Here is a 6,268-nt window from a genome sequence, read left to right as displayed (position 1 = left end):
TGTGATGATTCGGATCATCTGCCATGAATTAGAATCCTGGTTCTTAGGAAATTTGGCGGCAGTCGAAAAAGCCTATAACATGAAACCTAATAGCCTCAGTAAACAACAAAGTAAAAAGAAATACCGTAACCCCGATCAGCTTAACTCTGCCAAACAAGAGCTTAAACGTTTAGTTAACGAATACTATCCAGGAATTCATTCTAAAAAAATTGCACCCTATTTATCTTTAACTGACAATACATCCCACAGTTTTCAAGTCTTTATTAAAGGTATTAAACATCTCCTATCGGTATCACCATGACCAAATCCGGTTGGGTGCATCTCATTGTCTTGATGCAGTCGCTCATGGGGGAAACCCCCAAGACCGCGCTGCCTCCCCAAGACCGCGCTGCATCGCTTTTGCTGTTTGATACGGTGGTGCGTTATGGGCAGCAACCTAACGCTGGCTACCGTAAAAATGAGGGCAAACCCTTCGGTGGTGCGTTACGGGGCTACTGGCTACGAAGTTGAATATGATGGCAATCCCCCCCTAACGCACCCTACGCACCCTACGCAAAATTTTCAAATATGAGATGCTACGATCTACAAGCGTCTGCGAATCGCTTCTACAATGTTTCGGGTTCGGTGAAGATTCATTAACAAGGCTAGGGTCAATTTTACCGGTAAAAATGCCCAACTGAATGCTAACATCAAGGGGTTGGGCTTCATCGAAGCATAGGAGTAACCATGGTTGAGCATGTTAGTATAGGTTACTTGCTGGCAAATATGAATCTCTGTTACAGAAAGTCCCCCACGCCGCCATTTTCCAGTGGTATTGGGGTCAATTCCCCGACGTTTTGGTGTGATTTGCTTATGGGATGAGACACCACCTTCATTTTGAGGAACGTCCAACATTTGTGGTTGGAACTCCAGACCTATAAACTGGCAAATCTGTTCCACGGTCTGTTCTGGATTTGTTACCAAATCTTCAAATCTTACCGTACGACATCGGGGATGATTGGCAAATTTTTCAGCAGCGTTAATCGAGGCATTCCAAAGTTTTGAGATGGTAAAGGGATGATAATTGCACCAAGACCGGAAGGCTTCTCGATAGGGAATATTCTTGGCACCCAGGAATTTGATTCGCCACTTATATTTTTGTGACAGCAGTACGTCTCGGGGGTCACGAACCATATTAATAATCCGGCTTTCGGGATAAAGTTCGAGGATTTCAGCCATGTATAAGACATTGCGCGGAGTTTGTTCACAAGGAATCTTCTTACCGTTGTTGGCAGCTTTGTATTCCAGAAATACCTTAAAGACATCCCCAGAGGTTAGTCTTGACTCCGGAAGCTGGGAAATAATTACTTTGGCTTCTTCACTAAAATGACTGGGATCCCCTGGACGCAGAACATCACTATGCTGAATTGATAAGAGGCGAGCGGCTAGCTGTTCTGCTTCTGCCTGAGTCAGGTAAGAGTCCCGATGCTGCTCGGACCATAACTGCCCAAAAAAATGGAGTTCCTCAAAGGTGAAAACCTCTGAATTTAATCCCAAGATTAGACCCATCAGAGTAGTTCCACTACGGGAGTTTCCCACTACAAATATCTGTTCCACTCTGGGTTGATGATCAATCATGATGGGCTGATGGGGTGATAGGGTGATGGGGGAATTGCCAACAGTATGATGATAAGTATATCAGCACTAAGGATTCAGCATAGCAAAAAAATCCTTGTCTTTTTTTGATACTGTTCTCTTTTGCATTTTGCCTTTTTCCTTAAAAAGTGGTGCGTTACGGGGCTACTGGCTACAAAGTTGAATATGATGGTAATGCCGCCCCTAACGCACCCTACTCCTTTTGCCTGTTCCCGATTCCCGATTCCCGATTCCCGATTCCCGATTCCCGATTCCCTACTCCCTATTCCCTACTCCCTACTCCCTATTCTCTTGTTGAACAGACCAGGAATTAACTACTAGTCCAGCCAGTAACCAAAAATAAAAACTAAAGGGTCGCAGTTTAAATGTCCGTTCCACAAAGGTGTACAAAAAAGAAACAATAATTATAGTACAAAGCATCACTCCAAGGGATTTGTATTCCAGGGATGAAGAGGATTTAATTAGAGATTGAGAGGTTTGGTAAAGCCGTAGCAAGATTAGCCAAAAAATCCCCAAACCAACAATTCCAAAATATCCCAGGAAGGCAAACCAGTAGGCATCTTCTAGGAGTTCCACATGCCAGGATAAATGCCGTTGTTCATCTGGGGAGAGAATCACCGAATTTTCTATTCCTCTTTGTAAGGCTCCAGGCTCTGGACCAAAGCCAAACCAGCCTCCTGAATTCATTAAACCATTAACAATAGTCTTGGCTGCCCAACCCCGCTGAGCTTCTAAGTTGTGTTGCCAGTAATCTGGAGAAAAAATCGAGAAGAAATAGGAAGTCAGATCAGGTATTTCACCGTCTTCAGACACTGAAGCTGCTGATGTTTGAAGATTCAATAATGGGGAAATCAATACTACAGTTATCAAAAGTGCTGTAGCAAACCAGAGGATGAGGGCAGTATCTCTTTTTCTGTTGAGATGAATTAAGACTAGAATAGGAATTAGTAGCGATATCATCAGTCCAGCTCGCTTTTTGGAAGCAAAGTTAGCGAAATAGAGCACTAAAATACTAGCGGAGTCTTTGAAAGTGGGAATAATATGACTAGAGTTGGTGTAGACATGGCTAATAAATACTGAAATTGCTAACATCAGGAATCCTGAGAGGATGGCACTGTCGCCAAAGGTGCCAATGCTGGCATTTTTGGCAGCCATTGTGCCGGAGTGGATGACTTGCCTGGTGAATAGTTTCTGACTGATGCTGGCGGGTAAGAAGTATTGGATGGAGGCTATACCTGCCTGGATTAAACTCGCTAGTCTAATACTTTTTAATAATAGGGAAAGCTGTTCGATAGAGATGTCAATATTAACGACAGTATAGTAAACTGAGATATACCGAAAATTAGTGCGTAAGTTTTTTATGCTCCCTGCAATTCCAGCATGGTTAACCACAATGGAAATCATGCTACCAAGGAAAAAGGCAATAATTAGGATATCTAGGGGGGTTTTTCGTATACTTTTACCAGAGGATAGCCGCAGGTAAATTACCCTTACCATTAGGATATAAAGGATAATTTCGGGAACAAAACGTATTAAGGCGATTAACGGTGATGGTAAGGGCAGCCAGTTGAGAACAAAGTCTTCAAAGGGTTGGTAGATGGTGAGGGTTAAAATTATCGCAAATGGTAGTTGCCCTGTTTGCATCGCCCATCTATACCAGGCAATTATTTTGTTCATTGTTGGAAGTTGAAAGTAGGGAGTCGGGAGTAGGGAGTCGGGAGTAGGGAGTCGGGAGTTGAAAGTTGAAAGTTGAAAGTTGAAAGTTGGGAGTTGGGAGTTAAAAGTTGGGAGTTGAAAGTTGGGAGTTAGGAGTTGAAAGTTGAAAGTTGTCTAAATGCCTGTTCATTTCTGGGTTTATTCAGTGGTATTCTAGCTAAGTTGGGAATTCTGGTAACATCTATAGGGTAAGTAAATGAATTAATTGTGAAAATTTTTGTTCCCTACTCCCTGTTCCCTACTGGGTGCATCTCATTTTTGCTGCTTGACCTGGTGGTGCGTTACGGGACGGGCTATCCTAACACTGGCGGTAGAGCGGAAAATTAGGGCGACCCCGTCCCTAACGCACCCTACGCCACTACTCCCTATTCCCTATTCCCTGTTCCCTGTTTCCGGTGCTATAAGCTATGTCTGTTGCTTTAATTGCCCATTACCTTGGTCCTCGCTTAGGCATTGGGCAGTATCTAAATCGATTACTACCACCTCTAGTTGAGGAACTGGTCAGCCGAGGCACTAAGGTGAAAATCTTGGCTTCTCCTAATGCGTTTGAGAATACCCCTACCCTACAGGAGTTGGCAGATAGTGTTAATATCCTACCACCGCTGGATTACTCCCCAGCTAAGCGGTATGGTTGGGTGGCGACTCGTTTTAATGGGTATTGTGCTCAAGCAGGAATAGACGCTCTAGTCTGGCTATCTAACCCGATCGTTCTGCCGTGGCATCCACCTACTATAGCAGTGCTTCATGATGTGAATGAATGGAAAGCGGCTAATAAGTATGGCGATCGCATAAAAACGGCTTTGCGATCGCTAATTTACCTGGATGCCTCGATTCGTTTTGCCCAGCAGATTATCGTGGTCAGCAAAGCTACCGAGAATGACCTGCTACACTTTCGTCCTAACCCAAGGATTCGACAGAAGGTGAAAACTATTCCGAATGGAGTAGACTCAGCCCTAGCTAAGTTACCGACCGTCTCAATTCCTGCTCCCACCGGACCATTCTTGTTATCCGTAGGTCGCATCGACCCAGCTGCTAAGCGTTTACCGGAAGCTGTGGCATTAACCACTCAACTCAGAGAGCTTAGTGGTGAACCTTGGGAATTGCATTTAGTGGGAGGGATGAATACTTCCACCCAAGCTAGCGGTGAAGCGTTCCTCAAGTCAATTGAGAGCTTGCCTTGGGTTCAGTATCATGGTCACATAAGCGATCGCATTCTGGCTCAATGGTATCGAGAGGCAACAGCGGTAGTGTTTCTATCTGACCGGGAGGGATTTGGACTACCCATTGCCGAAGCCGCATCATTTGGTCGCTTCGTGGTGGTATCTCAAGGGAATCAAGCTGGTTTGGAAGCGGGGGGGTCTGCCATTATTACTGTTGATCCTGATCAGCCCAGGGAGGCAGCCGAGAAGGTAATGGGTGGTTTGAAAGAAAAACAATTAGCTGAGATTAGTAGTAATTTGCCCAAGTGGGAAACAGCAGCAATGGCTTATGCTGATGCGATTAATCAACTCAATAGGGAGTAGGGAGTAGGAAATAGGGATGCGATTCCTGCTCCCCTGCTCTGATAATAATAGAATTTAAATGAAGACTAGCTTATATGACCACAGCCACTCCACCCCTAACCTTAGAGGAGTTCCTCAAACTTCCAGAAACCAAACCCCGATCAGAATTTATCAATGGGGAAATCACTGTTAAGCCCATGCCACAAGGCCAACATAGTCTGCTTCAGATTGAATTGTGTCAAGCTATCAATCAAGTCGCTAATCCCAACAAAATTGCCAAGGCTTTCCCGGAACTGCGCTGTACCTTTGGGGGTGAATCAATTATTCCCGACATCACAGTATTTCGTTGGGCAAACATCCCCATTGAACCAACTGGCAAAATTGCCAACCCCTTTGAAATACATCCAGATTGGGCAATCGAAATTCTTTCCCCAGACCAAAGACAAACCAAAGTCCTGAGCAAACTCATCCACTGTTTGCGTCATGGAACCGAACTAGGATGGTTAATTGATCCGGAAGAAGAAAGTATTATCGTGATTGATCAGACTCAACGATTGGAAATCTTTTCAGCAACCTCTACGTTACCGATTCTCAATGGAGTAGAGTTAGAACTAACAGTTGAGCAAGTTTTTGGGTGGTTAACCCTAGGGTAAGGTTACATGGGGTGCATCTCATAGGAAGCGGTCTGGCGTTGCTGAATAATAGAATGATTTTAATAGAATGATAAAACCTAGAATCACTCTATTAAGCCCGTCTCAGTTTTGTGCGATACATCAGATAATAAAATGAAGTAAATAAAATCAGGGCAAAAAATCCAGCCGAAACTACGGATGTCGTGAGCGGAATCAACAGTAAAGAAGTCAGCAATTCAATTCCAATTAAACTAATCAAAATCCCAACCACCATTTGGCGTTTCATCAGACTACAAAGAATTGCTCCGGTTGGCGCACCCACTACCACAACTGGAACCGCCGCTAACCAATAATTACTGACGGGAGTCACAAAATCCCCCAGGATAAAGTTATGAATTAAAAAGCCTATGACGGCATTAATTGCCATCAAAATCACTGAAGTTGGAGTGCTAACTTTTTCACATAAGCCAAACAGTAACACCATTACAGAGTAGGCAAAAACATCCATTCCACTCCCAACTAACCCACTAATCATACCGCCCATTACTCCGACGACTAGACATAAAATTTTTTCTCGTTTACCCCAGTGTTCAATCGTAAATTTACGTTCAGTCTTAGTTAAATTTAAGTGAATTAAAATGAGGGCAAAACTGCTGACCATCATTGTAAATGAAATTTTTATGACTTCGGGAGGAAGTAAAGGAGCCAGAAAAGCTGTTCCCATAAAAATACCTGGAATTCCCCCTAAACTCACCCAACGAATTAACTTCCATTCTACTGGAG

Annotated in this window: 8 protein-coding genes; 5 read left to right on the top strand and 3 right to left on the bottom strand. The window is 43.8% G+C overall.

Annotation, left to right across the window (positions count from 1 at the left end; translation table 11 throughout):
* Together F6K37_RS29970 and F6K37_RS29965 are read left to right on the top strand one after the other, a co-directional pair.
* Window positions 1-301 (top strand): DUF4276 family protein (locus tag F6K37_RS29970; protein WP_287254131.1); only part of this gene is annotated, 301 nt, incomplete at its 5' end.
* Window positions 302-345: 44 nt separating this feature from the next.
* Complete coding sequence (locus F6K37_RS29965; protein WP_158026392.1) at window positions 346-510, top strand: hypothetical protein; 165 nt, start codon at window positions 346-348, stop codon at window positions 508-510.
* A 72-nt stretch (window positions 511-582) separates the two neighbouring features.
* On the opposite strand, the gene F6K37_RS29960 is transcribed toward F6K37_RS29965, so the two are convergent.
* Window positions 583-1,617, bottom strand: coding sequence for a sulfotransferase family protein (locus F6K37_RS29960; protein WP_287254128.1), 1,035 nt, complete (start codon window positions 1,615-1,617; stop codon window positions 583-585).
* A 149-nt stretch (window positions 1,618-1,766) separates the two neighbouring features.
* Between F6K37_RS29960 and F6K37_RS29955 the strand changes: the two genes are divergently transcribed.
* On the top strand, window positions 1,767-1,949 hold the full coding sequence (locus F6K37_RS29955; RefSeq protein WP_131827250.1) for a hypothetical protein: 183 nt from the start codon (window positions 1,767-1,769) through the stop codon (window positions 1,947-1,949).
* On the opposite strand, the gene F6K37_RS29950 is transcribed toward F6K37_RS29955, so the two are convergent.
* Entirely contained in the window at window positions 1,912-3,312 is a 1,401-nt protein-coding gene (locus F6K37_RS29950) for a hypothetical protein (RefSeq protein ID WP_287254125.1), read from the bottom strand. The two genes, F6K37_RS29955 and F6K37_RS29950, sit on opposite strands and share 38 nt — an antisense overlap.
* Before the next feature lie 446 nt (window positions 3,313-3,758).
* Here F6K37_RS29950 and F6K37_RS29945 point away from each other — a divergent pair, with 446 nt between their 5' ends.
* Window positions 3,759-4,874 carry a glycosyltransferase gene (locus F6K37_RS29945; protein ID WP_287254123.1) on the top strand — a complete coding sequence of 372 codons (1,116 nt, stop codon included), beginning with the start codon at window positions 3,759-3,761 and terminating at the stop codon, window positions 4,872-4,874.
* A gap of 74 nt (window positions 4,875-4,948) precedes the next feature.
* Complete coding sequence (locus tag F6K37_RS29940) at window positions 4,949-5,506, top strand: Uma2 family endonuclease (RefSeq protein ID WP_287254121.1); 558 nt, start codon at window positions 4,949-4,951, stop codon at window positions 5,504-5,506.
* A 91-nt stretch (window positions 5,507-5,597) separates the two neighbouring features.
* Here F6K37_RS29940 and F6K37_RS29935 read toward each other — a convergent pair.
* The coding region (locus F6K37_RS29935) for a sulfite exporter TauE/SafE family protein (protein ID WP_287254119.1) at window positions 5,598-6,268 on the bottom strand (671 nt) is incomplete at its 5' end.

This window comes from Moorena sp. SIO4E2, assembly GCF_010671945.1.
GTDB classification, from domain to species: domain Bacteria; phylum Cyanobacteriota; class Cyanobacteriia; order Cyanobacteriales; family Coleofasciculaceae; genus Moorena; species Moorena producens.
Note: the sequence above shows the minus strand (reverse complement) of the source record. Positions and strands in the feature narration are given on the sequence as shown.

Bases quoted from the DNA above. Each gene is read 5' to 3' on its own strand.
- F6K37_RS29965 (WP_158026392.1), top strand. From the start codon at position 346: ATGGGGGAAACCCCCAAGACCGCGCTGCCTCCCCAAGACCGCGCTGCA.
- F6K37_RS29960 (WP_287254128.1), bottom strand. From the start codon at position 1,617: ATGATTGATCATCAACCCAGAGTGGAACAGATATTTGTAGTGGGAAAC.
- F6K37_RS29950 (WP_287254125.1), bottom strand. From the start codon at position 3,312: ATGAACAAAATAATTGCCTGGTATAGATGGGCGATGCAAACAGGGCAA.
- F6K37_RS29945 (WP_287254123.1), top strand. From the start codon at position 3,759: ATGTCTGTTGCTTTAATTGCCCATTACCTTGGTCCTCGCTTAGGCATT.
- F6K37_RS29940 (WP_287254121.1), top strand. From the start codon at position 4,949: ATGACCACAGCCACTCCACCCCTAACCTTAGAGGAGTTCCTCAAACTT.